General features: G+C 63.8%; 27 protein-coding genes. 18 read left to right on the top strand and 9 right to left on the bottom strand.

The genetic code is table 11. The annotated features are described in order from the left end of the window. Positions 1 to 591 precede the first annotated feature (591 nt). The 6 genes from JYK05_RS09505 (at position 592) to JYK05_RS09480 (ending at position 6,838) form a co-directional block, all read left to right on the top strand. On the top strand, positions 592 to 1,626 hold the full coding sequence (locus JYK05_RS09505; RefSeq protein ID WP_206466751.1) for a methionine ABC transporter ATP-binding protein: 1,035 nt from the start codon (positions 592 to 594) through the stop codon (positions 1,624 to 1,626). Then, positions 1,616 to 2,269, top strand: coding sequence for a methionine ABC transporter permease (locus JYK05_RS09500; protein WP_175944601.1), 654 nt, complete (start codon positions 1,616 to 1,618; stop codon positions 2,267 to 2,269). Before JYK05_RS09505 ends, JYK05_RS09500 begins: the two co-directional genes overlap by 11 nt. A 24-nt stretch (positions 2,270 to 2,293) precedes the next feature. Next, positions 2,294 to 3,091, top strand: a complete 798-nt coding sequence (locus tag JYK05_RS09495; protein ID WP_206466750.1) for a MetQ/NlpA family ABC transporter substrate-binding protein — start codon at positions 2,294 to 2,296, stop codon at positions 3,089 to 3,091. Between the two features lie 174 nt (positions 3,092 to 3,265). Continuing rightward, positions 3,266 to 4,015: an electron transfer flavoprotein subunit beta/FixA family protein gene (locus JYK05_RS09490; protein ID WP_206466749.1), complete on the top strand. Its 750-nt coding sequence runs from the start codon at positions 3,266 to 3,268 to the stop codon at positions 4,013 to 4,015. Position 4,016: 1 nt separating this feature from the next. Further along, positions 4,017 to 4,952, top strand: coding sequence for an electron transfer flavoprotein subunit alpha/FixB family protein (locus JYK05_RS09485; RefSeq protein WP_206466748.1), 936 nt, complete (start codon positions 4,017 to 4,019; stop codon positions 4,950 to 4,952). 95 nt (positions 4,953 to 5,047) lie between these two features. After that, positions 5,048 to 6,838 (top strand): acyl-CoA dehydrogenase, encoded by a 1,791-nt coding sequence (locus JYK05_RS09480; protein WP_206466747.1) that lies wholly within the window; start codon positions 5,048 to 5,050, stop codon positions 6,836 to 6,838. 53 nt (positions 6,839 to 6,891) lie between these two features. Here the strand turns inward: JYK05_RS09480 and JYK05_RS09475 are convergent, their stop codons facing one another. After that, entirely contained in the window at positions 6,892 to 8,184 is a 1,293-nt protein-coding gene (locus tag JYK05_RS09475) for a D-amino acid dehydrogenase (protein ID WP_206466746.1), read from the bottom strand. A gap of 142 nt (positions 8,185 to 8,326) precedes the next feature. Here JYK05_RS09475 and JYK05_RS09470 point away from each other — a divergent pair, with 142 nt between their 5' ends. Together JYK05_RS09470 and JYK05_RS09465 are read left to right on the top strand one after the other, a co-directional pair. Next, a complete protein-coding gene (locus JYK05_RS09470) occupies positions 8,327 to 8,815 on the top strand; it encodes an Lrp/AsnC ligand binding domain-containing protein (protein WP_175944590.1) in 489 nt (162 codons plus the stop codon). Between the two features lie 71 nt (positions 8,816 to 8,886). Then, a complete protein-coding gene (locus JYK05_RS09465; protein WP_206468264.1) occupies positions 8,887 to 10,026 on the top strand; it encodes a PA0069 family radical SAM protein in 1,140 nt (379 codons plus the stop codon). Positions 10,027 to 10,028: 2 nt separating this feature from the next. On the opposite strand, the gene JYK05_RS09460 is transcribed toward JYK05_RS09465, so the two are convergent. Beyond that, on the bottom strand, positions 10,029 to 10,532 hold the full coding sequence (locus tag JYK05_RS09460; RefSeq protein WP_241269791.1) for an NINE protein: 504 nt from the start codon (positions 10,530 to 10,532) through the stop codon (positions 10,029 to 10,031). 201 nt (positions 10,533 to 10,733) lie between these two features. Between JYK05_RS09460 and rpsP the strand changes: the two genes are divergently transcribed. The 6 genes from rpsP (at position 10,734) to JYK05_RS09430 (ending at position 14,972) form a co-directional block, all read left to right on the top strand. Beyond that, positions 10,734 to 10,988 (top strand): 30S ribosomal protein S16, encoded by a 255-nt coding sequence (gene rpsP, locus JYK05_RS09455; RefSeq protein ID WP_175944588.1) that lies wholly within the window; start codon positions 10,734 to 10,736, stop codon positions 10,986 to 10,988. Between the two features lie 89 nt (positions 10,989 to 11,077). Further along, positions 11,078 to 11,806: a ribosome maturation factor RimM gene (gene rimM / locus JYK05_RS09450; RefSeq protein WP_206466745.1), complete on the top strand. Its 729-nt coding sequence runs from the start codon at positions 11,078 to 11,080 to the stop codon at positions 11,804 to 11,806. A 28-nt stretch (positions 11,807 to 11,834) separates the two neighbouring features. Further along, positions 11,835 to 12,605, top strand: coding sequence for a tRNA (guanosine(37)-N1)-methyltransferase TrmD (gene trmD / locus JYK05_RS09445; protein ID WP_175944583.1), 771 nt, complete (start codon positions 11,835 to 11,837; stop codon positions 12,603 to 12,605). Between the two features lie 133 nt (positions 12,606 to 12,738). Next, positions 12,739 to 13,128 (top strand): 50S ribosomal protein L19, encoded by a 390-nt coding sequence (gene rplS / locus JYK05_RS09440; protein WP_159836713.1) that lies wholly within the window; start codon positions 12,739 to 12,741, stop codon positions 13,126 to 13,128. Positions 13,129 to 13,275: 147 nt separating this feature from the next. Next, positions 13,276 to 13,932: a CoA pyrophosphatase gene (locus JYK05_RS09435; protein WP_206468263.1), complete on the top strand. Its 657-nt coding sequence runs from the start codon at positions 13,276 to 13,278 to the stop codon at positions 13,930 to 13,932. Between the two features lie 101 nt (positions 13,933 to 14,033). Further along, positions 14,034 to 14,972 carry a CobD/CbiB family protein gene (locus JYK05_RS09430; RefSeq protein WP_175944581.1) on the top strand — a complete coding sequence of 313 codons (939 nt, stop codon included), beginning with the start codon at positions 14,034 to 14,036 and terminating at the stop codon, positions 14,970 to 14,972. 3 nt (positions 14,973 to 14,975) lie between these two features. On the opposite strand, the gene JYK05_RS09425 is transcribed toward JYK05_RS09430, so the two are convergent. The 3 genes from JYK05_RS09425 to JYK05_RS09415 are packed head-to-tail and all read right to left on the bottom strand — an operon-like array spanning position 14,976 to position 17,496. After that, positions 14,976 to 15,299, bottom strand: coding sequence for a DUF2007 domain-containing protein (locus tag JYK05_RS09425; RefSeq protein ID WP_206466744.1), 324 nt, complete (start codon positions 15,297 to 15,299; stop codon positions 14,976 to 14,978). After that, positions 15,296 to 16,231: a ribosome small subunit-dependent GTPase A gene (gene rsgA, locus JYK05_RS09420; protein ID WP_206466743.1), complete on the bottom strand. Its 936-nt coding sequence runs from the start codon at positions 16,229 to 16,231 to the stop codon at positions 15,296 to 15,298. The genes JYK05_RS09425 and rsgA overlap by 4 nt, the downstream gene beginning before the upstream one ends. Next, entirely contained in the window at positions 16,228 to 17,496 is a 1,269-nt protein-coding gene (locus JYK05_RS09415; protein ID WP_206466742.1) for a M48 family metallopeptidase, read from the bottom strand. Before JYK05_RS09415 ends, rsgA begins: the two co-directional genes overlap by 4 nt. Positions 17,497 to 17,625: 129 nt before the next feature. Between JYK05_RS09415 and orn the strand changes: the two genes are divergently transcribed. Beyond that, positions 17,626 to 18,246 (top strand): oligoribonuclease, encoded by a 621-nt coding sequence (orn, locus tag JYK05_RS09410; RefSeq protein ID WP_175944572.1) that lies wholly within the window; start codon positions 17,626 to 17,628, stop codon positions 18,244 to 18,246. On the opposite strand, the gene mog is transcribed toward orn, so the two are convergent. Together mog and yjgA are read right to left on the bottom strand one after the other, a co-directional pair. Then, the gene (gene mog / locus JYK05_RS09405) at positions 18,243 to 18,863 is read right to left on the bottom strand and encodes a molybdopterin adenylyltransferase (protein WP_206466741.1); all 621 of its coding nucleotides are present in this window, start codon (positions 18,861 to 18,863) and stop codon (positions 18,243 to 18,245) included. The genes orn and mog overlap by 4 nt on opposite strands. Then, positions 18,853 to 19,458, bottom strand: a complete 606-nt coding sequence (gene yjgA, locus JYK05_RS09400; protein WP_175944567.1) for a ribosome biogenesis factor YjgA — start codon at positions 19,456 to 19,458, stop codon at positions 18,853 to 18,855. Before yjgA ends, mog begins: the two co-directional genes overlap by 11 nt. Before the next feature lie 240 nt (positions 19,459 to 19,698). Here yjgA and pmbA point away from each other — a divergent pair, with 240 nt between their 5' ends. Then, positions 19,699 to 21,069, top strand: a complete 1,371-nt coding sequence (pmbA, locus tag JYK05_RS09395) for a metalloprotease PmbA (RefSeq protein ID WP_175944565.1) — start codon at positions 19,699 to 19,701, stop codon at positions 21,067 to 21,069. A gap of 73 nt (positions 21,070 to 21,142) precedes the next feature. Here pmbA and JYK05_RS09390 read toward each other — a convergent pair whose 3' ends face one another. Further along, positions 21,143 to 21,640: a dihydrofolate reductase gene (locus JYK05_RS09390; RefSeq protein WP_175944563.1), complete on the bottom strand. Its 498-nt coding sequence runs from the start codon at positions 21,638 to 21,640 to the stop codon at positions 21,143 to 21,145. A gap of 79 nt (positions 21,641 to 21,719) precedes the next feature. Next, on the bottom strand, positions 21,720 to 21,953 hold the full coding sequence (locus tag JYK05_RS09385) for a hypothetical protein (protein WP_175944561.1): 234 nt from the start codon (positions 21,951 to 21,953) through the stop codon (positions 21,720 to 21,722). A gap of 605 nt (positions 21,954 to 22,558) precedes the next feature. Here JYK05_RS09385 and JYK05_RS09380 point away from each other — a divergent pair. After that, on the top strand, positions 22,559 to 23,938 hold the full coding sequence (locus tag JYK05_RS09380; protein ID WP_175944559.1) for a sigma-54 dependent transcriptional regulator: 1,380 nt from the start codon (positions 22,559 to 22,561) through the stop codon (positions 23,936 to 23,938). Between the two features lie 149 nt (positions 23,939 to 24,087). Further along, the gene (locus JYK05_RS09375) at positions 24,088 to 25,059 is read left to right on the top strand and encodes a thymidylate synthase (RefSeq protein ID WP_206466740.1); all 972 of its coding nucleotides are present in this window, start codon (positions 24,088 to 24,090) and stop codon (positions 25,057 to 25,059) included. Positions 25,060 to 25,087: the final 28 nt, after the last annotated feature.

Raw genomic sequence — 25,087 nt, 5'->3', positions numbered from 1 at the left:
CCCGGCTTGCCCATCCCTACCGGTGAAGGCTGTGATGTAGCCGGTTGGGGTCGCGTGCGACGGACATGAAAATGTCGCCGTCGTGGGGCCTGTGGGAACGATCGAAATATCCGTCCCCCGCCAGTGGAAGGCGGTGGCGGAACCAGAGGCGAGGCCGCCGCCCCTGGCCGATACGGTGCAGGTCCCGCTTGTTCCGCCTGTGCAACTTAATTGCACATAAGCGTCCTGCGTGGCGAATGCGGTGACCGGCGCAGCGGCTGCAACGGAAAACGCGATTGCGGCAACAGAGAAAGCAGCCGTTTTCTTCATTTTTTGACGACTCCACAGTCATTTAGGAGTGTTGAATCTAACTCGGCGCTCGTCTCGTTAATAGATGAATTCATCTCGGCGCGAATCGTTTCTTCCACAATGATCAAACCGGGGAGACAGATAAAGCGCGCGATCATATAAGATTTGGCAATGAGAGCATCGATTTCGATTATTAAAAGAAATCTAACCGACACGGTAGAATCGCTGCCTCAAAATCACGAGCCGCGCGGCAGTCCGCTTTGCGATAGCAAATTCCTTCGGCAGCCACCGCGTCGCGTTTCCATGATCGACATACGTAACCTCTCGCAGCGTTTCGCGGGACCCCGAGGCTGGGTCGAAGCGCTGCACAACGTCAACTTGACGATTCCGGCCGGCGAAGTGTTCGGCATCATTGGGCGCAGCGGGGCGGGCAAGAGCACGCTGGTGCGCACGCTCAATCTGCTGACGCGGCCGAGCGAAGGCAACGTGATCGTCGATGGCCGCGATCTCACGACGCTGCGCCCCGACGACCTGCGCGCCGCGCGCCGCGACATCGGCATGATCTTTCAGCACTTCAACCTGCTGTCGTCGCGCACCGTGTACGGCAACGTCGCGCTGCCGCTCGAACTCGCGGGCAAGAAGCGCGCGGAGATCGAAGCGGCGGTGCTGCCGCTGCTCGACCTCGTCGGCCTCACCACGCACAAGGACAAGTATCCGGCGCAGATCAGCGGCGGGCAGAAGCAGCGCGTGGGCATCGCGCGGGCGCTCGCGAGCAATCCGAAAGTGCTGCTCTCCGACGAAGCCACGTCCGCGCTCGATCCCGAAACGACGCGCGCGATTCTCGATCTGCTGCGCAAGATCAATCGCGAGCTCGGGCTCACCATCGTGCTCATCACGCATCAGATGGAAGTCATCAAGCAGGTCTGCGACCGCGTGGCCGTGCTGGATGCGGGGCGCGTGGTCGAGGAAGGCAAGGTCGTCGATGTCTTCATGCAGCCGCATCACGAAGTCACGCGCGCGCTCATCGGCGATGTCATCGCGCACGAGCTGCCGCCCGCGTTGAAAGCGCGCGTCGCCGAGCGGCTCAAGAGCGGCAGCGGTCATTTGCTGCGGCTCGCGTTCACGGGCTCGGGCGTCGACCAGCCGATTCTTTCCGAGACGATCCGGCGCTACGAACTGGACTTCAACATCCTGCACGGGCAGATCGACGAGATTCAGGGTCAGGCGTTCGGATCGCTCGCCGTGCTGGCGGGCGGTCAGCCGGTCAAGGTCGCGGAGGCGATCGCCTATATGCGCACGCAAGGCGTGGTGGTGGAGGAGTTGTCCCATGTTGAGTGAAATGTTCGACATGTTCGTGCAGTCGTTCTGGGAAACGCTGATCATGGTCGGCATCTCGGGACTCGTCGGCGCGGCGGTGGGCCTGCCGCTCGGCGTGCTGCTCTATCTGACCGACCGCGACGGCGTGCTGCGAAACATGGCCGTGAACCGCGTGCTCGGCGGCATCGTCAATGCGGTGCGCTCGACGCCGTTCATCATCCTGCTCGTCGCGGTCATTCCGTTCACGCGGCTCATCGTCGGGTCGTCGATCGGAACGGCGGCGGCGGTCGTGCCGCTCACCATCGCGGCGGCGCCGTTCATCGCGCGGCTCGTCGAAACGGCGCTGCGCGAAGTGGATCGCGGTCTCATCGAAGCCGCGCAGGCCATGGGCGCGACCACGAGCCAGATCGTCTTCAAGGTGCTGCTGCCCGAATCGCTGCCGGGCGTCGTCGCGGGACTCACCATCACGTTCGTCTCGCTGGTCGGCTATTCGGCGATGGCGGGCGCGATCGGCGGCGGCGGTCTCGGCGATCTCGGCATTCGCTACGGCTATCAGCGGTTCCTGCCGGAAGTCATGCTGGCGGTCGTCGTCATTCTCATCGTGTTCGTGCAGCTCGTGCAGTCGTTCGGCGACTGGCTCGTGCGCCGTCTGAGCCACAAATAATTCCATCAAGAAGAAGGTCAGCACATGCAACGTCGATTCATCCTGAAGTTCGCCGCGGCGCTCGGCGCGGCATCGCTCATCAGCACGCTCGCGCACGCGGACGACAACGCCATCAAGGTTGGCGTGACGGGCGGCCCGCACGCCCAAGTCATGGAAGTCGTGAAGCAGGTCGCCGCGAAGAACGGGCTGAAGATCACGGTCGTCGAATTCTCCGACTACGTGCAGCCGAACGCGGCCCTCGCGGCGGGCGATCTCGACGCGAACAGCTATCAGCATCAGCCGTATCTGGACGCGCAGGTGAAAGACCGCGGCTACAAGCTCATCAAGGTGGCCGATACGGTCACGTTCCCGATGGGCATCTATTCGAAGAAGCTGAAGTCGCTGAATGAGTTGCCGAATGGCGCGCGCATCGCCGTGCCGAACGATCCGACCAACGGCGGCCGCGCGTTGCTGCTGCTGCAAAAGCAGGGCTTGCTGAAGCTGCGCGCGGATGCGGGCCTGAAGGCGACGCCGCTCGATATCGTCGAGAATCCGAAGAAGCTGAAGATCGTCGAGCTGGACGCCGCGCAAATTCCGCGCTCGCTCGGCGATGTCGATGCCGCCGCCATCAACACGAACTTCGCGATGGAAGCGGGCCTGAAGCCCAAATCCGACGCCATCGCCATCGAAAATCCGCACGGCCCGTACGCGAACATCATCGCCATCCGCGCCGCCGACAAGGACAAGCCGTGGGTCGGCAAGCTCGTGGCCGCCTATCATTCGCCGGAGGTGAAGCAGTTCATCGAAGGCAAGTACGCCGGCTCGGTCATCGCGGCCTGGTGAGAGGGTTTCGCAGCGTCTCCGGGTTTTTTGGGATGGGAAGCGAACGACCGTTCGATTAAAGTAGCATCAAATCTATTGCACGCTGACCCTGCTCGCTTGTCGATGGCCGAAGCGCAAACGCGCCGCTCGTATAATGACGCTGGGTTGACGTAATCGTAACTTTGGAGCGTGTGGATGAAAATTCTGGTGCCAGTCAAGCGCGTGGTCGACTACAACGTGAAGGTCCGCGTGAAATCGGACAACACGGGCGTCGAACTCGCCAACGTGAAAATGTCGATGAACCCGTTCGACGAGATTGCCGTGGAAGAGGCGGTGCGTCTGAAGGAAGCGGGCGTCGCAACCGAGGTGATCGCGGTGTCGTGCGGTGTCACGCAGTGTCAGGAAACGCTGCGCACGGCGCTGGCGATCGGTGCGGATCGCGCGATTCTTGTTGAAACGTCCGAAGAGTTGCAGCCGCTCGCCGTGGCGAAGCTGCTCAAGGCTTTGGTCGATCAGGAAAAGCCGGAGCTCGTGATTCTCGGCAAGCAGGCGATCGACGACGATTCGAACCAGACCGGCCAGATGCTTGCCGCGTTGGCGGACCTGCCGCAGGCGACGTTCGCATCGAAAGTCGTGATCGCCGATGGGCGCGCGACTGTCTCGCGCGAAGTCGATGGCGGCGCGGAGACGCTGTCGCTGAAACTCCCCGCCGTGGTAACGACCGACCTGCGCCTGAACGAGCCGCGCTACGTGACGCTGCCCAACATCATGAAGGCGAAGAAGAAGCCGCTGACGACGGTCACGCCTGCGGATCTTGGCGTCGATGTCGCGCCGCGTCTGAAGACGCTGAAGGTCACCGAGCCGCCCAAGCGCAGCGCCGGCGTGACGGTGCCGGACGTGAAGACGCTGGTCGAGAAACTGAAAACCGAAGCGAAGGTGATCTAACGTGACGACTCTCGTAATTGCAGAACACGACAACGCGTCGATCAAGGCGGCGACGTTGAACACGGTCGCGGCAGCGGCCAAGCTGGGCGGCGATATTCACATTCTCGTTGCGGGTTCGAACGCGCAGGGCGCGGCGGATCAGGCCGCGAAGATCGCGGGCGTTTCCAAGGTGCTGCTCGCCGATGCGCCCCAACTCGCGGAAGGACTCGCGGAAAACGTCGAAGGCACGGTGCTGAATATCGCGAAGGATTATTCGCACATCGTCGCGCCAGCGACGGCCTATGGCAAGAATATCGCGCCGCGTATCGCCGCGCATCTTGACGTCGCACAGATCAGCGAAATCACCGCTGTGGTGAGCGCCGATACGTTCGAGCGTCCGATCTACGCAGGCAATGCGATCGCGACGGTGCAATCGGCTGATCCGATCAAGGTCATCACGGTGCGCGCGACGGGCTTCGATCCGGTCGCGGCGGAAGGCGGCAGCGCATCGGTCGAAAAAATCGAAGCAGCGGCCGATGCAGGCGTCTCGCAGTTCGTGAACCGCGAAGTGACGAAGCTCGACCGCCCGGAACTGACGAGCGCGAACATCATCGTCTCGGGCGGGCGCGGACTCGGCAGCGGCGAGAACTACACGCAAGTGCTGGAGCCGCTCGCGGACAAGCTCGGCGCGGCGCTGGGTGCATCGCGCGCAGCGGTCGACGCGGGCTATGTGCCGAACGACTATCAAGTGGGTCAGACGGGCAAGATCGTCGCGCCGCAGTTGTACGTCGCAGTCGGTATCTCCGGCGCGATTCAGCACCTGGCCGGCATGAAGGACAGCAAGGTGATCGTCGCGATCAACAAGGACGCCGAAGCACCGATCTTCAGCGTGGCGGACTATGGCCTCGTCGGCGATCTGTTCTCGGTGGTGCCCGAACTGGTGAAAGAACTCGGCTGATCGCGTGCGTCGCGAGCGGCGCCTGCAATAGAAAAACAAAGGGCGCGACAACCGTTGCGCCCTTTTTGCATCCGGAACGAAAGAGGAGACAAACGATGAGCTACCGCGCTCCCGTGAAGGACATGCTGTTCGTCATGAAGGAACTGGCCGACATCGACAGCATCGCGGCGCTGCCGGGCTACGAGGACGGCAACTTCGACACCGCGCAGGCTGTCGTCGAAGAAGCCGCGCGCTTCTGCGGCGAAGTGCTTGCGCCGCTGAACGTCACGGGCGACCGCCAGCCCAGCACGTGGGCGAACGGACAGGTAACGACGACGCCCGGCTTCAAGGACGCGTTTCGCCAGTTCGCGGAGGGCGGGTGGCAAGGCATCGTGCATCCGGCGGAGTTCGGCGGACAAAACCTGCCGAAGCTCATCGCGACCGCGTGCATTGAAATGCTCAACTCGGCCAATCTTTCGTTCGCGCTCTGTCCCCTGCTGACAGACGGCGCCATCGAAGCGTTGCTGACTGCGGGCAGCGAAGAGCAGAAGGCGCGCTATCTGCCGAAGTTCATTTCCGGCGAATGGACCGGCACGATGAACCTCACCGAGCCGCAAGCCGGCTCCGATCTCGCGCTCGTGCGCACGCGCGCCGAGCCGCAGGGCGACGGCACGTACAAGCTCTTCGGCACGAAAATCTTCATCACGTACGGCGAGCACGACATGACGGAGAACATCGTGCATCTGGTGCTCGCGCGCACGCCGGATGCGCCGGAAGGCGTGAAGGGCATCTCGCTCTTTATCGTGCCGAAGTTTCTCGTCAACGACGACGGCTCGCTCGGCGCGCGCAACGACGTGCATTGCGTCTCCATCGAGCACAAGCTCGGCATCAAGGCGAGCCCGACCGCCGTGCTCCAATACGGCGACCACGGCGGCGCGGTCGGCTATTTGATCGGCGAGGAAAATCGCGGCCTCGAATACATGTTCATCATGATGAATGCCGCGCGTTTCGCCGTCGGCATGCAGGGCGTTGCGGTGTCGGAGCGGGCGTATCAGCAGGCCGTCGCATATGCGAAGGAGCGCGTGCAGAGCCGCCCGGTGGATGGCAGCGCGAAAGCCGCGGTGCCGATCATCCAGCATCCGGACGTGCGCCGCATGCTCGCCACGATGCGCGCCTATACCGAGGGCGCTCGCGCGCTGGCGTATGTCGCCGCCGCGCATAGCGATCTGGCGCACGCGCATCCGGAAGAAGCGGTGCGCAAGCGGCATCAGGCGGTCTATGAATTTCTCGTGCCGATCGTCAAGGGCTTCAGCACCGAAATTTCCGTGGATGTCGCGAGCCTCGGCGTGCAGGTGCACGGCGGCATGGGCTTCATCGAGGAAACCGGCGCCGCGCAGCATTATCGCGATGCGCGCATCCTGCCGATCTACGAAGGCACGACCGCGATTCAGGCCAACGATCTGATCGGGCGCAAGACCGTGCGCGATGGCGGCGCAACCGCGCAGGCGCTGCTCGCGCAGATCGACCAGACCATCTCGGCGCTCGCCGAAGTCGATGGCCAGGCGTTCAAGTCGATGCATCGTCATCTGAGCGCGGGCAGCCTGTCGCTCGCGCGCGTCATCGAGTTCGTCGTCGCGCGGTTCAAGAGCGATCCGAACGCGGTGTTCGCCGGCAGCGTGCCATATCTGAAGCTTGCCGGCATCGTGCTTTCCGGCTGGCAAATGGCCCGCGCGATGCTCGTCGCGCAAGCGAAACGCGCCGAGGACGAGCCGTTCTATTCGGCGAAGATCGCGACCGCCGAGTTCTTCGCGGAACATATCTTGTCGCACGCGCCCGGCTTCGAGGCGGCGATCGTGAGCGCCAACGGACACGAAGGCGTGCTCGCGCTGAGCGAAGATCAGTTCTGAAAACGACGACGGCGCCTGTGCAGGCGCCGTCGTTCAATCAGCCGGTTCGAATGTCAGGCGTCGGCGTAAGTCGGTCGCCCGGTAACGCTTGCATCGCCGAAGTAGCGATGCACCGACAAGTCGTCCGAGCGGATTGCCGGCTGCCTGCCGGACATCAGATCGGCGAGCAACTGGCCCGAACCGCACGACATCGTCCAGCCGAGCGTGCCGTGGCCGGTGTTGAGGAAGAGATTGGGCACGGGCGTGCGGCCGACGATCGGCGTGCCGTCCGGCGTCATCGGGCGCAGGCCGGTCCAGAAGCTCGCGCTTGCGGTATCGCCGCCGCCGGGGAACAGGTCGTTCACGCACATTTCGAGCGTCTCGCGGCGCGCCTGCTTGAGCGTCTTGTCATAGCCGACGATCTCCGCCATGCCACCGACGCGAATGCGGTCGTCGAAACGCGTGATCGCGATCTTGTACGTTTCGTCGAGCACGGTGGAAACCGGCGCGCGCGTCGCATCGACGATCGGCGCGGTAATCGAATAGCCCTTCAGCGGATACACCGGAATCTTGACGAGATCGCCGAGCAGCTTCGGCGAATACGACCCGAGCGCGACGACATACGAATCCGCCGTGATAAGTTCGCTCCCGCATTGCACGCCGGCGATGCGGCCGTTGCTCACGCGCAGCGCGTCGATCGGCGTGTTGTAGCGGAACTCGACGCCGAGCGCTTCGGCCATCGCGGCCAAGCGCGTGGTGAACATCTGGCAGTCGCCGGTTTCGTCGTTCGGCAGGCGCAGGCCGCCCGTCAGCTTGTGCGATACGGCGGCGAGCGCCGGCTCGGCCTTCGCCAGCTCCGCCGCCGACAGCAGTTCGAACGGCACGTTGGCGTCCTTCAATACCGCGATGTCTTTCGCCGCGCCGTCCAACTGCTGCTGCGTGCGGAATACCTGCAACGTGCCGCCGGTGCGGCCTTCGTATTGGATGCCGGTGTCCGCGCGCAACGCTTGCAGGCAGTCGCGGCTGTATTCGGCGAGGCGCACCATGCGGCCTTTGTTCACCGTGTAGCGCTCCTGCGTGCAGTTGCGCAGCATCTGCCACATCCACTGCAGCTGGCTCATCGTGCCGTCGAGGCGGATGGCGAGCGGCGCGTGCTTTTCGAACATCCATTTGACGGCCTTGAGCGGCACGCCCGGCGCGGCCCACGGCGACGCGTAGCCCGGCGAAATCTGTCCCGCATTGGCGAAACTGGTTTCGAGCGCGGGGCCGGATTCGCGGTCGATGACCGTGACTTCGTGCCCGGCGCGCGCAAGGTAATACGCGCTCGTCACGCCGACGACGCCGCTTCCCAGAATAACGATTCGCATGTGATCTCCGTTTCCGATCCGACTGGACAGTCGCGAATCGCGCGAGGGCTGCGACGGATTGTCCGGCTAGTGTTATCGCCTATACTATTGGCAGTAAGGCAGTTTTAGTTATTGTATTTCGCGGATTTTCAGGAAGGAAACGATGAGAACGCAGCGAAATCCGCTTCGGACGCTCGATAAACTCGATCACAAGATTTTGAGCATCCTGCAGCAGGACGGGCGCATCGCGATGAAGGATCTCGCGGAGCGAGTCGGACTGTCGGTGACGCCGTGCATCGAGCGCGTGCGGCGCATGGAGCGCGACGGCGTGATCACCGGCTACTACGCGCGCGTGAACCCCGCGCAATTGGGCGCGGCGCTGCTCGTGTTCGTCGAAATCACGCTGGATCACAAAAGCGGCAACATGTTCGACCAGTTCCGGCGCGAGGTTCAGCGCATTCCCGAAGTGCTCGAATGCCATCTCGTTTCGGGCGATTTCGACTATCTGATTAAGGCGCGCATCGGCGAAATGGCCGACTACCGCAAGCTGCTCGGCGACATTCTTTTGCAACTGCCCGGAGCCGTGCAGTCGAAAAGCTACGTGGTGATGGAGGAGATCAAGGAGACGCTGACCATTCCGGTCGACGTCTAAAAAACTGTTTGCGGTCGCGGCGCGATACTGTATATTTGTACAGTACTTCAAGACGCAACTCTGTGACCGCAATGCCCACGCCGGACGATGAATTCCCTGTCGCGCCGCCTTCGCCGCTGAAGGGGCGCGGCGCTGTGTCCAACCTTCAGGGCCGCTACGAGAAGGACGAGCGCGAGCGCGTCGACGACGGCTGGACGCAGGAAACCGCCGACGGGGAAGGCTCGCCGCCGCTACGCACGCAGGTTTTCGAGGAACGCGCGAAGAGCATTCTCACGCGCAACAACTCGCCGGACATTCCATTCACCGTTTCGTTGAACCCATACCGTGGCTGCGAACACGGCTGCATCTATTGCTTCGCGCGTCCGACTCACAGCTATCTCGGCCTCTCGCCGGGACTGGATTTCGAAAGCCGCATCTACGCGAAAATCAACGCCGGCGAGTTGCTCGAGCGCGAGCTGGCGAAGCCGAGCTACCAGCCGGATCCCATCGCGCTCGGCGTCAATACGGACGCGTATCAGCCGGTCGAGCGCGATCTTAAGCTGACGCGGCGGGTGATCGAGATTCTTCACGACTGCGGGCATCCGTTCGGGGCGATCACGAAGTCGTCGCTGATCGAACGCGATATCGACCTGCTCGCGCCCATGGCCGAACGTAAGCAGTTCATGGCGGCGATCACCGTCACGACGCTCGATGCCGACATCGCGCGCACGCTCGAACCGCGCGCCGCCACGCCGTCGCGCCGGCTGCGCACCATTCGCACGCTCGCGGAGGCGGGCATTCCGGTTGGCGTGAGCATCGCGCCGGTGATCCCGTTCGTCACGGAACCGGACCTCGAACGCGTGCTGGAAGCGTGCGCGGAGGCGGGCGCGACCACGGCGAGCTATATCGTGCTGCGCCTGCCGTGGGAAGTGGCGCCGCTTTTCAAGGACTGGCTCGCCGCGCATTTCCCGGATCGCGCGGACCGCGTGATGAGCCGCGTGCGCGACATGCGCGGCGGCAAGGACTACGACTCGGACTTCGCCACGCGCATGAAGGGCGAGGGCTTGTGGGCGGACATGCTGAAACAGCGCTTTAGTCAGGCGACGAAGCGGCTCGGTCTAAACCTGCGCAATCGCGGCATTCTGGATATGTCGGAGTTCCAGCGGCCAGCGAGCGCGAAGGCCCAGCGGGCGGCGGTGCCTGCCGCTGGCGGCCAGCTGAACCTATTCTGACCTTATTGCGACAGCGTCTTGGCGGCTTCCACCTGGCCTTCGAAATACGTCTGGAACGTCAGGGCAAGGCCCGTCATCAGAAGGAACGCGCCGATCAGCAGCGAGAAGATCACCACGAAGATCACCGTCCAGCCCGAATGGCTTTGACGGCCGGTATGGGCGTTGAACTGCGCGTCCCACTTCGCGTCGGGCCGCAGTCCGTAGACGATTGCCGAGAGAAATGCCGCGAGCAGCGACACCGCGCCCGGCAGGGCGAGCGCCCAGCCGAGCACCGACGTACGCTCGGTCGCGGCGAGCAGCAGATAGCCGACCGCGCCCATCGCGATCCCCACGATATGCGCCCAGCCGTACTTGTCGCGCATGCCATACAGATAGAAGCGGTGAAGCCCGATGCTGCCGAACAGGAACGCGAGCGCGGCGGTCAGCGTTTTCGAACGGAAGTAGGGCGGAGCCGCCTTGCCCGCAGGCTTGGACTCGGACTGCGCGGCAACGGACGAGGAAGTCATCTTGGAGAGCGGTGATAAGTGCAGATTCGTCATTTTACGATGCGGCGCGCGGCGTAGACAGAACGCGACATTTCGGTCGCGGCGGCTCCCGGCGCTGCACGTTGCCAGCAAAAAATGCGTTAAGTGTTTGTTAGGGCTTCGGATTCCCGTTATAATCGCGTGTTCTGGTAGTTCCGAACCCCGGTTTTCAAGGATTTCAGCATGGTCATCATCCGCTTGGCTCGTGGCGGCTCGAAGAAGCGCCCGTTCTACAACATCGTCGCAACCGATTCGCGTAGCCGCCGTGACGGCCGCTTCATCGAGCGCGTGGGTTTCTACAACCCGGTCGCCACGAAAGGCGAATCGCTGCGTATCGCTCAAGATCGCCTGACCTACTGGCAAGGCGTCGGCGCGCAACTGTCGCCGACCGTCGAGCGTCTGGTCAAGCAGTCGAAGCAAGCTCAGCCGGCTGCTTAAGCTGTCTTGTGCTTGTCGATTGAGTGGCGCGTCACGCCGTCAAGCGTGGCTGTCGCTCGGTCATTCCATATTCGCCCAAAGGTTCGCTGATGCCCGCGCGTGATCCCCAAAACGGCCACGAGTCCGGTTCCGTCAGTCAACCGAAGCCGGGGCAACAGGAAGGTGCCGCCACGTTCGGCGCGTTCGTCCGCAAGCCGGGCGCGCGCCGCGTGGCGGCCGGCGTTTCGGGCGCAGGCAAGCCCGAAGGCGTCGAGGGCATCGAGCCGGCGGAGCATCTGCCGGAAGATGCAGTCGAAGTCGGTTTCATCGTGGATGCCTACGGCCTGAAGGGCTGGGTCAAGGTCATGCCGCATGCGCACGGCAAGTCGGGCGGCGACGCGCTGCTCACGGCCAAGCGCTGGTGGCTCGTCAAGAATCGCGATCGCAAGTCCGCGCGCCGTCTGCAGTCGAAGGTGCACGGAGATTCGATCGTCGCGAGTCTGGCGGGTAGCGACGACCGCGACGCGGCGCTGACGCTGAAAGGCTACGCGGTGCACATCGCGCGCAGCGACTTTCCAAAGCTCGACGACGAAGACGAGTTCTACTGGGTCGATCTGATCGGCCTCGATGTCGAAAACGAAGCGGGCGTGGCGCTTGGCCGCGTTGCCGACATGATCGACAACGGCGCGCACTCTATCCTGCGGGTCGAGTACCCGGCCACGAACAAGGATGGCGAGCCCGTCACCGGTGAGCGGCTCATTCCGTTCGTCGGCGTGTACGTGAAGACGGTGGATCGGGCGGCGAAGCGTATCGTCGTCGACTGGGACGCCGATTATTGAAAGCCATCGGCAGAACACGGAGAGGGCGATGCAGTTCGATGTCGTGACGCTCTTTCCCGAGATGTTTCGCGCGCTGACCGACTGGGGTATTACCAGCCGGGCGGTGAAGCAGGGGCGGTTCGGTTTGCGTACGTGGAATCCGCGCGATTTCACGACAGACAACTACCGCACCATCGACGACCGTCCTTACGGCGGCGGCCCCGGCATGGTCATGCTGGCGCGTCCGCTGGAAGACGCGATCGATGCGGCCAAGACAGCGCAGCGCGAGCAAGGCATCGAGAACACGCGCGTCGTGATGATGTCGCCGCAGGGCGCGAAGCTGGACCATGATCGCGTGATGCGTTTCTCGCAGGAACCCGGCCTTGTGTTGTTGTGCGGCCGGTACGAAGCGATCGACCAGCGTTTGATCGATCGCGTGGTGGACGAGGAAGTGAGCCTCGGCGACTTCGTGCTGTCGGGCGGCGAATTGCCGGCCATGGCGCTGATGGACGCGGTCGTGCGCCACTTGCCCGGCGTGCTGAACGACGCGCAATCGGCGGTGCAGGACAGTTTCGTCGACGTGTTACTCGACTGTCCGCACTACACGCGCCCGGAGGAATACGAAGGCGTGCGCGTGCCGGATGTGCTGCTCGGCGGCCACCACAAGGAAATCGACGCCTGGCGCAGGCGCGAAGCATTACGCAATACGTTCATCAAGCGGCCCGATCTGATCGAGCGGGCGCGCAAAAGCAAGTTGCTGAGCCGTGCCGACGAGGCGTGGCTTGCAAGTCTCGCGAAGGACGCGTCGAAGCCGCAATAAGCTTCGGGCGACGAGCGGGACAAATGGGGGCGCCGACCAACATCGGCGCCGGAAGTGAACCCATCCTCTACCGGGGCCTCATTACCAGAAGTCGAGGCACACAACTCCGGCAAGATGGCACAAGGAGTCAGTAATGAATCTGATTGAACAACTCGAGAAGGAAGAGATCGCACGCGTGCTGGGCGAGAAGGCCATCCCCGACTTCGGTCCGGGCGACACGGTCGTCGTCAACGTGAACGTCGTCGAAGGTACGCGCAAGCGCGTGCAGGCTTACGAAGGCGTCGTGATCGCAAAGCGCAATCGTGGCCTGAACTCGAACTTCATCGTCCGCAAGATTTCGTCGGGCGAAGGCGTCGAGCGTACGTTCCAGACCTACTCGCCGCTGCTCGCGAGCATCGTCGTGAAGCGTCGCGGTGACGTTCGTCGCGCGAAGCTGTACTACCTGCGCGAGCGCTCGGGCAAGTCGGCTCGAATCAAGGAAAAGCTGGTCTCGAAGGACCGTGCCGCTACCGCCGCCGAGTAAGCTCTCAGCAGCGCAGTCGCACCGGAAAAAGCACCCCTCGCGGGTGCTTTTTTCTTTGGTGTGTTCAAATCGTATCTTCCACACTCAGGCTTGAGACCCGTGTCCACTGGCAAGACATCGACTCCGCGCATTCTCGAACCCGAACAGATGCCCGTTGTATCGACGGGCGAAGCCATGCCGCCCATTCCGCCGGAACGCCTGACGCCGGATGGACTGCGCGAACGCTTCACGAAAGAACTCGACTGGACGCAGGAGCCGCCCGAGCAGCGCATCAAGGCGATCGGCGGCGATCCGCGCGTCGCGTCGGTGCTCGTGCCGCTCGTCGTGCGCGAGGGCGGGCTGACTGTGCTGTTGACTCAGCGAGCCGATCATCTCTCCGACCATGCCGGCCAGATCAGCTTCCCTGGCGGACGCCGCGAACCCGAAGACGCCGATGCCGCCGCCACCGCGCTACGCGAAGCGCGCGAGGAAGTCGGCCTCGGCGCGGAGCATTGCGAAGTCATCGGCGCGATGCCCGACTATCTGACCGGCACGGGCTTTCGCGTGACGCCGGTCGTCGCGCTCGTCTATCCGCCGTTCACGTTGCAGGCCGACACGAGCGAAGTCGCCGATATCTTCGAAGTGCCGCTCGCGTGGCTCATGAATCCGGCGAACCACGAAGTGCGCGTGTTTCGCTGGGAAGGCGGCGAGCGGCGGTTCTTCGCGATGCCGTACACGCCGTCCGAAGGCAAGGCACCGTACTTCATCTGGGGCGCGACAGCCGGCATGTTGCGCAATTTCTATCGCTTCCTCGCTGCACGTTAGCCACGCTCGCAACGCGCGCAGCGACCGATCGTACAAAACGCGCAAGGCGCTGTGATATCGTTACGCGAAACTCGAATCAACCGACTGTTTCGGCGCTTCGCATGACTTTTTTCTCCGTATTGCTGGCTCTTATCATCGAGCAAGTGCGTGCCTTGTCGCCGCACAATCCTGTTTCGTCGTTGCTTCAGTATCACGCGGAATCCACCGCGCACGGCTTCGATGCCGGCAAGCCCAAGCACGGCGTTCTCGCGTGGCTGCTGGTCGTATTGCCGTGGACGCTCGCGGTCGGCCTCGTCTATTACGTGTTGTATCGCATCAACTTCGTTCTCGCGTTTTTGTGGAACGTGGTGATCGTGTACTTCACGCTCGGCTTTCGCCAGTTCAGCCACTATTTCACCGACATCCATCTCGCGCTCAATAACGACGACGTTCCGCGCGCGCGCGAAGTGCTGACGGAGTGGACCGGGCTGGATACCGTCGATATGCCCGTGAGCGAAATCGTGCGGCACACGCTGGTTCATGCGGTGGTCGCGTCGCATCGGCACGTGTTCGGCGTGTTCTTCTGGTTTCTTATCCCGATCGGTCCGGCGGGCGCGGTGTTCTATCGCATCGCCGAATATCTGGCGCGTGCATGGGCGATGCCGAGCCCCGAGCGCACCGCGGAGTTCTCGTCGTTCGCGCAGCGGGCATTCTTCGTGATCGACTGGATTCCGACGCGCCTGACCGCAATGGGCTTCGCGATCGTCGGCAACTTCGAGGACGCGATCTACGCGTGGCGCAACCATGCGCGCCAGTGGCCGGACTCGAACGACGGCGTGCTGCTGGCCGCAGGCAGCGGCGCGTTGGGCGCGCGACTCGCGGGGCCGCTCGCCGAACCGTTGAGCGTGGAAGCCCTCGCTGTCGGCGATGCAAGCCCGCTTCCCGTCGGCGACGACTGCACGCCGCGCACGTTGCAATCGGCGGTCGGCCTCGTGTGGCGCGCCGTCATCCTGTGGATGCTGCTCTTGCTGATGCTCACCATCGCGGTGTGGCTAGCGTGAGCGTCAGCCGTCGAGCGGATCGCGCTCCGTCTGACATTGCCAGCACACGGTGAACTGCGGCTCCAGCCGTTCGCCGCAATGCTTGCAGAACCAGGGCCGGGCGTTCGCGTCCGGCCCTTTTTGCGCGCGGTCCAGCAGACGGCGCGCCAGCGCTTCGTCGCGATCGTCGACGATCCATATTTCCGGTGAACATTGATCGGCCGGGATCTCGCCTAGCGCACCGTTGAGATAGCGATTGTGCAGCTCGCACGGCACGCCCGCTGTCGCCAGCACATTCACCCAATGTTGTGCCGTGATCAGGTTGGGTGCCCACGTGAGCCGTTTCATCGCACGATCTGGCTGGCTTCGTGGACGAGTTGCGCGTAGAGCGCGTGCCGCTCCGGCCGGATCTTGCCGGCCTCGACCGCTTCGAGCACCGCGCACCCCGGTTCTTGCAGATGATGGCAGTTGTAGAAGCGGCAGTGGCCCAGATACGGGCGGAAGTCGGCGAAGGCGCGTTCTAGCTGGCCTTCCGACAGGTGATGCAGGCCGAACTCCTGAAAGCCCGGTGAATCGATCAGCGAGCCGCCGCCGGGCAGCGTGTAGAGGCGCGTGAAGGTGGTCGTGTGCCGGCCGCTGTTGAGCGCCGACGATATCTCGCGCGTGGCGGCGTCCGCGTCGGGCACGAGCAGATTCACGAGCGTCGACTTGCCCATGCCGGATTGCCCGAGCAGGATCGTCGCGCGGTTGTGCAGATGCGCATCCAGCTGCGGATGCACTTCGCCCGGACGCGCCTTCGCCGACAGTTCGATCACCGTGTAGCCGAGCTCGCGATACGGCGTGAGGCGTTCGCGCGCGAGCGGCAGCGCGTCGGTCACGTCGGTCTTGTTGAGCACGATGAGCGCGTCGAGTTCGTGCGCCTCAGCCGCGATGAGCGCGCGCCCGAGCAGGTCTTCGCTGAAATGCGGCTCGGTGGCGAGCACGATCAGCAACTGATCGAGATTCGCGGCGAAGAGCTTCGACTTGAACTGGTCTGAGCGGTAGAGCAGATTGCGCCGCTCGCCGATCTCGACGATCACGCCCTGATCCGCCGACGACTGTTCGTACATCACGTGGTCGCCCACTGCCACTTCGCTTTTCTTGCCGCGCGGGAAGCATTGAAGCATTGGGCCGCCGTCTTCAGGCATCACGAGATAGTGCCGGCCGTGCGCCGCGATCACCGTGCCGCGAAGACGCGCGGCGGACGGCGCGCCGGTCTTGCGCGTGGCGCGCGTCGTCATGCGGCGTGTTGCATCAGACGGTCGATGCGCTGCGAGGCGGGTGGATGCGAGTAATAGAACGCGGTGTAAATAGGATCGGGCGTCAACGTGGAGGCGTTGTCCTCGTAGAGTTTCACGAGCGCGTTGACGAGATCCTTCGGGTCAGTCTGGCTCGCGGCGAAAGCGTCGGCTTCGAACTCGTTCTTGCGCGATGTCAGGCTGCCGAGCGGCGTCACGAAGAACATGAACACGGGCAGCACGAGCATGAACAGCACGAGCGCGAGCCCGTTGTTGCCGCCGACGAGCGACGGCCGCACGCCCAGGCCTTCGTAGAACCAGACCGTCTGCACGAGCCAGCCGAGCAGCGCGAGCATCGCGAGGCTGATGCCGAACATCACGATCATCAGCTTGAGCACGTGACGGCGCTTGAAGTGGCCGAGTTCGTGCGCGAGCACCGCTTCGATCTCGCTGCCGGACAGCCGCGCGAGCAGGGTATCGAAGAACACGATGCGCTTGGCCGCGCCGAAGCCCGTGAAGTACGCGTTACCGTGCGCGGACCGGCGGCTGCCGTCCATCACGAAGAGGCCCTTGGCGGCGAAGCCCGTGCGCGACATCAGGTTTTCGATGCGCGCGCGCAGCGCCTCGTCTTTCAGCGGCTCGAACTTGTTGAAGAGCGGCGCGATGAACGTCGGGTAGATGATCATGGCGAGCAACTGGAACGCGACCCAGACCATCCACGTCCACAGCCACCAGTAAGCGCCCGCGCGATCCATGAGCCATAGCGTGAGCAGGAGCAGCGGCGCGCCGATCACGACGCCGAGCAGCGTACCCTTGACCAGATCGACGAAGAAGAGCTTCTTCGACATGCGGTTGAAGCCGAACTTCTCTTCGACGACGAAGTGGCGGATGTAGTCGAACGGCAGGTCGATGAGGCTCGTGATCGCGACGACCGACGCCACCAGCGCGATTTGCCCGAGATAGCCACGCCCGAGCCAGCCGGAGATGGCGTTGTCGAGCGCCTGCACGCCGCCGAGCAGCGTCAGGGCGATCAGCACGACAGCGCTCGTCACGACTTCGATCATCGTGAGGCGCGTGCGCTCGATCGTGTAATCCGCCGCCCGCTGATGCGCCGCGAGCGGAATGGTGCCGGTGAACTGCGGCGGCACGCCGTTGCGGTGCGCGGCGACGTGGCGAATCTGGCGCGACGCGAGCCAGAGCTTGGTCGAGACCATGGCGGCGAGCGCCACGACGAAGACGGTCGAGAAGGCGAGCGAGAGGTGGGTCATCCGGGCATTCCGATTGAACTATGCGAGAATTATAGGTTCTTGGCCGTGTCGCCGTTGTCACATCATGCCATCGCGGTGGCTTAGCAGATGCCTTCGGCCCGCGCCTCATTCTCTTCTCAGGCAGCATCCATGACCGACTCTTCCGACCGTCCCGCAAGCGCTGACCTCGCCGCCGAATCCGCACTCGCGCGCAGCGACATGAATCTCATCTGGCTCGACATGGAAATGACCGGGCTGGACCCGGACAACGACCGCATCATCGAAATCGCCGTGGTCGTGACGAATTCGACGCTCGACAAGATGGTGGAAGGTCCGGTGCTCGCCATCCACCAGACGGAAGAAGCGCTCGAACGCATGGACGAGTGGAACCGCAACACGCACGGCCGCTCGGGGCTGATCGAGCGCGTGAAGGCGTCCACGGTGGATGAAGCCGAAGCGACGCGGCAGATTCGCGAGTTTCTCGGCCAGTACGTGCCGCCCGGCAAGTCGCCGATGTGCGGCAACTCCATCTGTCAGGACCGCCGTTTCATGGCGCGCTGGATGCCGGAACTGGAGACGTTCTTTCACTACCGCAATCTGGACGTCAGCACGCTCAAGGAACTGTGCCGCCGCTGGCAGCCGGCCATCTACAAGGGCTTCCAGAAGCGCGCGATGCACACGGCGCTCGCCGATATCCACGAGTCCATCGACGAACTGAAGTACTACCGCGAGCACTTCTTGATTCCGGCGGCGGCGAGCAGCGCGCCTTAAACCTTCGGCGGCCGGATCGCGCTCTTGGGACGAAACGCGGCGACGACTTCCGGCTGCGTGTCGATATACGGCCCGCCGATCAGGTCGATGCAATAGGGCACCGCCGCGAAGATGCCCGGCACGGTCGTCTTGCCGTCCGCGTCCTTCACGCCTTCCAGCGTCTCGCGGATGGACTTCGGCTGCCCCGGCAAGTTGATGATGAGCGCCGCGTGGTCGGCGGTTTCGCGAATGACTGCCACTTGTCGCGAAAGGATGGCGGTCGGCACGAAGTTCAGGCTGATCTGGCGCATCTGCTCGCCGAAGCCCGGCATCGGCTTCGTGGCGACGGCGAGCGTGGCTTCGGGCGTCACGTCGCGGCGCGCGGGGCCGGTGCCGCCGGTGGTGAGCACGAGATCGCAGCCGAGCGTATCGACCAGTTCGAGCAGCGTCGCGGAAATGGTGGCCGCGTCGTCCTGAATCAGCCGCGTTTCGGCGCGCCAGGGCGATGCCATCGCGCCGCCGAGCCACGCTTGCAGCGACGGCAAGCCCTTGTCCTCATACACGCCTTGCGACGCGCGATCGCTGATGGACACGAGTCCGACGATCAACTCGTCCGGATGACTGCGCTCAGGCTTCATCTTTGCCTTCCTCGTCGTTCTCGTCGATGTCTTCGTCTTCCTCGTCTTCCACGCCCGCCGCGTTCTTGATCCACTGGAACAGCTCGCGGTAGTAGCGCGGCGGCTTCTGCTGCTGGCGCTCCTTGCGCGCGTTGCGAATCAGCGTGCGGCCTTCCTGCGGATCGACGCCCGGATGCTCGCGAATGAAGTCGGTGAGCGCGGCGTCATCGGCGAGCAATTGTTCGCGTGTGCGCTCGATCCAGTGCAGCCGCGCCGTTTCCGCCTTGTTTACGCCGCGATGCGTGTCGAGCGCGGTGCGCAGCGCGGCGACTTCCTCGTCCGAAAGCGAGCGCATCACGCGCCCGACATACTGCAATTGGCGGCGCTTGCCTTCGTGATCCGTGATGCGGCGCGCTTCGCGCACGGCGCTGTCGAGATCTTCGGGCATCGGCATGCGCTTGAGCGCGTCTTTCGGCAGCGCGATGAGCGCTTCGCCGAGCTCTTGCAGCGCGTGCATCTCGCGCTTCAGTTGCGATTTGCTCGGGCGGTCGTAGGCCTGATCGGGCGCGTCGTCGCGATCGGCTTCCATCGGTTGAATGCGGGTTTTACGGTTCATGGCGACATTGTAGCTTGCGCTCGCGCGCGAGCCGACGCGGTCGCGGCGGGTGAACGCGCGCCGTCCTTGCTATGATCGCGTGGAGAGTCGGCGCGCGTCTTGAGCGACGACAGGCGCAACAACGGGCGCAACGACGGGCGCAACGACAGGCGCAACGACAGGCGCAACGACAGGCGCGACATTCATGACACGGAGCGCGACGGGCGCTTGCGCGGTCAACAAAACCGAAGGCAACGACACATGGCAGCAGACATCGACGTCAGGCAACGCTTTTTTCCGCACACGCAAGACGAGTTGAAGGAGATCGCGTCGGATATCCTGCGCTACGCGAAGGAACTCGGCGCGAGCGATGCCGCCACCGAAATCTCCGAAGGCGACGGCCTATCGGTGAGCGTGCGGCGCGGCGAAGTGGACACGATCGAGCATAACCGCGACAAGATGGTCGGCGTCACGGTGTTCATCGGCAAGAAGCGCGGCAACGCGAGCACCGCCGACTTCACGCGCGAGGCGTTGCGCGACACGGTCGCGGCGGCGTACAACATCGCGCGATTCACCGCGGAAGACAGCGCCGCCGGGCTCGCCGAGGAAGAACTGCTCGAGAAGTCGCCGCAGGACCTCGATCTCTATCACCCGTGGGACATCGACGCCGAAGAGGCCGCCGACATCGCGCGCCGCGCCGAGGCCGCCGCGTTCGCGGTCGACAAGCGCATCACGAATTCTGAAGGCGCGAGCGTGTCGGCGCAGCATTCGCAATTCGTGCTCGCGACCTCGCGCGGCTTCATGGCGGGCTATCCGTACTCGCGACACTACATCGCGTGCGCGCCGATCGCGGCGAGCGGCCGTGACATGCAGCGCGACGACTGGTACACGTCGAAGCGCGACGCCTCAGAGCTTGCCGATCCGGAAGCCGTCGGCCGCTACGCCGCCGAGCGCGCGCTCGCGCGCCTGAACGCGCGCAGCCTCGACACGCGCAAGTGCCGCGTGCTGTTCGAAGCGCCGCTCGCAGCGGGCATTCTCGGCGCGTTCGTGCAGGCCGTGAGCGGCGGGGCGCTGTATCGCAAGACCACGTTCCTCGTCGACAGTCTCGGCAAGCCGGTGTTCGCGCCGCACATTCAGATCGTCGAAGACCCGCACGTGCGCGGCGGCATGGGCAGCGCGCCGTTCGACGAAGAAGGCGTGCGCACCCAGCGGCGCAACGTCGTGGAAGACGGCGTGGTGCAGGGCTATTTCCTCTCGACGTATTCGGCGCGCAAGCTCGGCATGCAGACCACCGGCAACGCGGGCGGCTCGCACAATCTGTCGATGAAAAGCACGCACACGCAGCCCGGCGACGACTTCGAAGCCATGCTGAAGAAGCTCGGCACGGGCCTGCTGCTGACGGAGCTGATGGGGCAGGGCGTGAACTACGTGACGGGCGATTACTCGCGCGGCGCGTCGGGCTTCTGGGTCGAGAACGGGGAGATCCAGCACGCCGTGGAGGAGATCACGGTCGCGAGCACGCTACAGGAAATGTTCCGCCATATCGAAGCCGTGGGCGCGGATACCGTGGTGCGCGGCACCAAGGCAATCGGCTCGGTGCTGATCGAGCGGATGACGGTGGCGGGGCAGTAAGCGCTTCCCGCGCTGCTGCTGGCGAAACGAAAGGCCCCGGACGACGCGCAGTCGTCCGGGGCCTTGGTCTTTGTTACGCGCGCCGCTCGTACGTGACGAACGCGAACTCGAAGTCGTTGGGCGCCGCCGCGCGATGCCGCTCGCGCGACACTTCGCGCCACAGCGACGCGTCGGGCGCGGGAAAATGCGTGTTGCCGTCGAAATCGGCGTCGATTTCCGTGACGATCAGCTTGTCCGCGCGGCCGATCGCATCGCCATAAAGCTGCGCGCCGCCGATCAGGAACGCCTCGGCCGCGCCGTCGGCAGTCGCGAGGGCGAGGGCTTCGTCGATGCTCGTCACCGTGTCGCAGCCTTCGAAGCGGCGCGTGGCGTCGCGCGTCACGACGATGTTGCGCCGCCCGGGCAACGGCCGCCCGATCGACTCGTGCGTCTTGCGTCCCATGATGATGGGCGCGCCCATCGTCGTGCGTTTGAAGAAGGCGAGGTCTTCGGGCAGGCGCCACGGCAGTTGGTTATCGCGTCCGATCACGCCGTTGCGTGCGCGGGCGACGATGAGAGTGAGCGTCGTCATGTGCAGTCAGGAGAGAGGCGGCGCGCGCCGCCGGGCCGGGGCACGCATTCTAACCGACGCGCTGCCATCGACGAGGGGCTCAGCCTCCGGAAGCGTCCTCGGCGTCGTCGCGATAGGCGCGCGGGATTTCCGGCGCGATCTCGTCCCACAACGTCACGCTCGGAATGGCGGCCGGTCCGCGCCTGCCCGCGGCGTCTGAATCATTGGCCGCACTGTTATTGATCGCGGACCAGTCGAATACTTGCGTCTCGCTCGCGTCCGGCTGCCCATTAGCTGTCAATTGAAGGTGCGGTAAATTGTGATCGAGAGCCATTGTCAATGCATTGAACGAAGTAATTAATTCCAAAAGTCAGTATCGGGAAATAAAATCGCGGGTCGACAGGTATGAAAGACAATTCGCCGTTTCATTCGTAGGGCGCGCGGGCGAAACCATAGCTAAATGCATGCCATTCGCATCGCGGCCTTGACAGGCAATGCGCCCAGCGAAGCGGGTCTGAGTGAATCGGTGAAAACCTTCGGAAAACGTTTCATGCGCGAAACGTCGGGCAAGAAAGGGCGAAATCCTGGGCAGAATCGGTATAAGCTCTCGTCGTATAAAAAGCACGACGCAAACTTGCAATAAATCCGTGCGAAGCTGGTCGCGAGCCTTAGCCAGCAAGGTTTCGCGACGAGTCAAGCGGTCTCGGACGGTATTTGTTTTTGGTGATTCTGGGTTATAGTAGTCTCTTCAATGCGGCGCAGAATCAAACCAAAAGGGTTTCGCGGAAGGCTGCCGGCGCCATGCGCGGCACGTTCCAGGGGGCGAGGTATCGAATTGCAAGTCCGAACGCATCACCTGCGAGGGCCAAGAATTCTGCTTGAAGCGAAAGCCTGAACTACGCGACCTTTTCAACGAACGTTGAACCAAGGATCTGAATAATGGACGTCGCTCGGCGGCAACTGATCTATGTGACTCGGGACCCCAGCGAAACGCTATGCGCGCGTTTCGAGGAACGCGGCTGGCAAATCGAGATCGTGGCAAGCGCGCGCGACACGCGCAAAGCGTTGCGCAGCGACCTCGCGATGGGCGGGCTGCTCGATTTATCGGGACATTTCGAATCACACGAACTGGCGGCGTTCGAATCGTCGCTGACCATGACCAACGTCGGCTGGGTGGCGGCAACCGTCGCCGGCCAGCTCGAAGACGCTGCAGTGCGCCGGTTGATCCGCGACTACTGTTTCGACTACGTCACGCTTCCCACGTCGAATGACCGCGTGGTCGATTCCGTCGGCCACGCCTACGGCATGGTGGCGCTGCACGACGCCGCGTCGAACGACGCGCGCAGCGAGGGCCGCGCCGAGGGCGAGATGGTCGGTTCGTGCGACGCCATGCTCGCGCTCTTCCGCTCCATTCGCAAAGTCGCGATGACGGACGCGCCCGTCTTCATCTCGGGCGAATCGGGCACCGGCAAGGAACTCACCGCCGTCGCCATCCACGAGCGTTCGGCGCGCCGCGATCAGCCGTTCGTCGCGATTAATTGCGGCGCGATTCCCGCGCATCTGCTGCAATCCGAGCTCTTCGGCTACGAGCGCGGCGCTTTCACGGGCGCGAATCAGCGCAAGATCGGCCGCGTGGAAGCGGCCAACGGCGGCACGCTTTTCCTCGACGAAATCGGCGATCTGCCGCTCGAAAGCCAGGCGAGCCTGTTGCGCTTCCTGCAGGAGCGCAAGGTCGAGCGTCTCGGCGGCCACGGATCCACGCCGGTGGACGTGCGCATCATTTCCGCGACGCACGTCGACATGCAGACCGCGATGATCGAAGGGCGTTTCCGCGCCGACCTGTATCACCGCCTGTGCGTGCTTCAGATCGACGAGCCGCCGCTGCGCGCGCGCGGCAAGGACATCGAACTGCTCGCGAAGCACATGCTCGACCGCTTCAAGAAGGACGCGAGCCGCCGCCTGCGCGGTTTCTCGCCGGATGCGATCGCCGCGATTCACAACTACGGCTGGCCGGGCAACGTGCGGGAACTGATCAACCGCGTGCGCCGCGCCATCGTGATGTCGGAAGGGCGGCAGATCACCGCGCGCGATCTGGAACTCGGCGAATATGTCGAAGTGGCGCCGGTCTCGCTCGCGCAGGCGCGCGAAGCGGCGGAGCGGCAGGCCATCGAACTCGCGCTTCTGCGGCATCGCGGGCGTCTGGGCGACGCGGCGCATGAACTCGGCATCTCGCGGGTCACGCTGTATCGGCTGCTGAGCGCGCACGGCATGCGTCACATCGAAGTGGACGCGCCCCCGGAACACGCCACGCGCGGCTGACCGACGCATCGTTTCTGCTCACCGCAACGGGCGCCGCAAGGCGCCCGTTCTTCTTTTTACGAACGCCAGCGCCGAGGCGGGCCGCTTGATAAAATTGGTGGTTTCCGCCTCTCTTCGCGTGGCCCGTGCCCGCATTCAAGGAACATCGAATGAAACAGTATCTCGAGCTCGTCCAGACGATCCTCGATACCGGCACGTGGCAGGAAAACCGCACGGGCATCCGCACCATCAGCATTCCGGGCGCGATGCTGCGCTTCGATCTGCAAGAAGGCTTTCCCGCCGTCACGACGAAAAAGCTCGCATTCAAGTCGGCGATCGGCGAGATGATCGGTTTTCTGCGCGCGTCGAAAAGCGCGGCGGACTTCCGCGCGCTCGGCTGCAAGGTGTGGGACGCGAACGCGAACGAAAATCCGCAGTGGCTCGAAAATCCGTATCGCCGCGGCACGGACGATCTCGGCGACGTCTACGGCGTGCAGTGGCGCAATTGGCCCGCGTACAAGCTGATTGACGCCGGCGCGGGCGACCAGATCGCCGATGCGACCAATCGCGGCTATGAACTCGTGACGAGCTTCGTCGAAAACGGGCGCGAGCAGGTGTTGCTGTACAAGGCCATCGACCAGTTGCGCCAGTGTCTCGACACCATCATCGAGCGGCCGACTGACCGGCGCATTCTCTTTCACGCGTGGAATCCTGCGAAGCTCGACGAGATCGCATTGCCCGCGTGTCATCTGCTGTACCAGTTCATCCCGAACGTGGCGAAGGGCGAGATTTCGCTGTGCCTATATATCCGCAGCAACGATGTCGGGCTGGGCACGCCGTTCAATCTGACCGAGGGCGCAGCGCTGCTGCATCTCGTCGGGCGGCTCACGGGCTACAAGCCGCGCTGGTTCACGTATTTCATCGGCGACGCGCACATCTACGAGAATCAGCTCGACATGCTCAACGAGCAGTTGAAGCGCGAGCCGTATCCGCTGCCGCAGTTGATCATCTCGGATCGCGTGCCCGACTACGCGGTGACGAAACGCTATGAGCCGGAGTGGCTGGAGAAGGTCGAGCCTAAGGACTTCGCGCTGGAAGGCTACCGTCATCACGATCCGATCAGCGCGCCGATGGCGGTCTGATCGAATCGAGAACCTCTGCAACGCGCAG

The sequence above is a fragment of the Caballeronia sp. M1242 genome (assembly GCF_017220215.1).
Taxonomy (GTDB): Bacteria; Pseudomonadota; Gammaproteobacteria; order Burkholderiales; family Burkholderiaceae; genus Caballeronia.
The sequence above is the reverse complement of the archived record's forward strand: the minus strand, read 5'-3'. Positions and strand labels throughout refer to the sequence as shown.